This is a genomic window from Streptomyces synnematoformans, from assembly GCF_039531005.1.
GTDB classification, from domain to species: Bacteria; Actinomycetota; Actinomycetes; order Streptomycetales; family Streptomycetaceae; genus Streptomyces; species Streptomyces synnematoformans.
Genome location: NZ_BAAAPF010000584.1, coordinates 1 through 2,081, shown reverse-complemented (window position 1 = coordinate 2,081; position 2,081 = coordinate 1). Strand labels below are relative to the sequence as shown.

Sequence of the window (2,081 nt, the reverse complement as noted above, 5' to 3'; positions counted from 1 at the left end):
TGCGGTCGCCCTCGGTGCCGGCGATGCGGTGGAAGACCATGCCGATGGCGGTCTCGGACGGGCCGTAGCCGTTGGTGATCTCCAGTCCCGGCACCAGCTCGCGCAGCCGGTGCACGGCGTGCGGGATGATCTCCTCGCCGCCCACGACGAGGTGGCGCAGCGACGCCACCTTAGCCACCGCCGCCGGCTCGGCCTCCAGCAGCGCCACCAGCATGCCGAGGATCGCGGGCACGAAGTCCGTGACGGTGACGCGGTGGCGGTGGATGACCTCCACTGTCCGCTCCAGGTCCAGGAACTCGCCTTGCTCTGGCACGATCGTGCGACCGCCGGTCGTCAGCGGCCAGAGCAACTGCCAGATCGCCGAGTCGAAGGTGTGCCGGCTGTTCTGCAGCACGACCTCGTCGCCGGTGGCGGCGAACCAGCGGGTCATGAAGCGCAGCCGGTTGGTCAGCCCGCGGTGCACGTTCAGCGCGCACTTCGGCGCACCGGTGCTGCCCGAGGTGAACACGCCGTACGCCACCGTGTCCGGGCCCGGCTCCGGCATGTCGGGCCCGCGTCCGCGCGGGCGGATGCGGTGCGCGGCGACCACGTGGGCGCCGTGCGCCACGACGGCGGCGGTCGCGGTGAGCACCAGCGGCGGCGCGGGGCGCGCCAGCACGGCGCGCAGGCGCTCCTCCGGCCAGGCCGGGTCGCACAGGGTGAAGGCGGCGCCGAGCTTCATCACCGCCACCAGGCACAGGGGCAGTTCGAGGCTGTTGCCGAGGACGACGGGCACGACGTCGCCGGCGCGCACCCCCGCCTCGGCCAGCTCGGCCGCCAGCCCGTTGGCGAGTGCGTCGAACTCCGCGTACGTGAGGGTGGTCTCCGTCGGGCCGTGGTAGGTGACGGCGGGGCGGTCCGGCGTGCGGGCACGCTGCTGTTCGATGAGGGCGGTCACCGGGTGGTACGGGCCGTGGTCGGCCCGGCCGCCGGCGAGGTGCCAGATGGTGTCCGACATGTCCAGCAAGCTCTCTCCCTTAGGGGTTTTGGGGTCAGAGAGGTGCCGTGCGGGTGCGGACGGCGGTGACGTCCGCGACGAGCGGGCCGAGTGCGGGCGGTGGTGCGTCCCCCGTGGCGAGGGCGGCGAGCAGCGCGCCGGCCGCGGGGGCGGTCTGGATGCCGTAGCCGCCGAGTCCGGCGAGCCAGCTGAACCCCGGCGCGTCCGGGTCGGGTCCGATCACCGGGGTGTCGTCGGGCGCGGCGGTGCGCAGCCCCGCCCAGGCGTGCGGCACGTGCCGCAGCGGGAGCGCGACCATCGCCTCGAACCGCGCGATCGCGAGCGCCACGTCGGCGTCGTCGTGGCGCACCGGACCCGGTGCCGCGGGTGTCGCGTCGGCGGGGGAGAGCAGCAGTCCGCCGGGCTCGGGGCGGGCGTAGAAGGTGTCGGCGACGTCGGTGACCATCGGCCAGCCGGCGACGTCGCGGCCGTCCGGGACCCGGGCGAGCGCGGCCGTGCGGCGGTACGCCACGAGCCCGGCCGGCGGCACGCCGGCCAGCCGGGCGACGTCGTCGGCCCACGCGCCCGCGGCGTTGACGACGAGCGGCGCGGAGAAGTCGCCGGCGGGGGTGGCGGCGTGCCACCGCCCGCCGCGGCGGCCGAGCCCGGTGACCCGGGCACCGGTCACCACCGTGCCGCCGGCGGCCCGCAGCCCCCGCAGGAAGCCCTGGTGCGCGGCGTCCACATCGACGTCACAGGCGCCCGGCTTGTGCAGCGCCCGGTCGAACGCGCCGGGGCGCAGCAGCGGGCAGAGCCCCAGCGCCTCCCCGGGGGTCAGCTCCACCGCGGGCCGCGGCGCGTCGGCCCCCGCGGCCTTCGCGGCCGCGAAGGCCGCGGCGGTGTCCGGGGTGCCGAGGGCGAGGACGCCGCGCGGCGTGAGCAGCGGGCCGGCGGCGAAGCCCGCGGGCGGGGCGGCGTAGAAGGCCCGGCTGTACCGGGTGAGCGCCCGCACCGCCGCGTTGCCGAAGTACTCGCTGAACAGCGCCGCGGAGCGCCCGGTCGCGTGCATCCCCGGCGCCCGCTCCGCCTCCAGCAGCGTCACCCG

2 protein-coding genes are annotated in these 2,081 nt (G+C 76.8%); both read right to left on the bottom strand.

Annotated features, from left to right (window positions below):
- Window positions 1-997 (bottom strand): AMP-binding protein (locus ABD317_RS36255; protein WP_344296203.1); only part of this gene is annotated, 997 nt, incomplete at its 3' end.
- Between the two features lie 34 nt (window positions 998-1,031).
- A partial coding sequence (locus tag ABD317_RS36250; RefSeq protein WP_344296201.1) for an NAD(P)/FAD-dependent oxidoreductase occupies window positions 1,032-2,081 on the bottom strand: 1,050 nt, incomplete at its 5' end.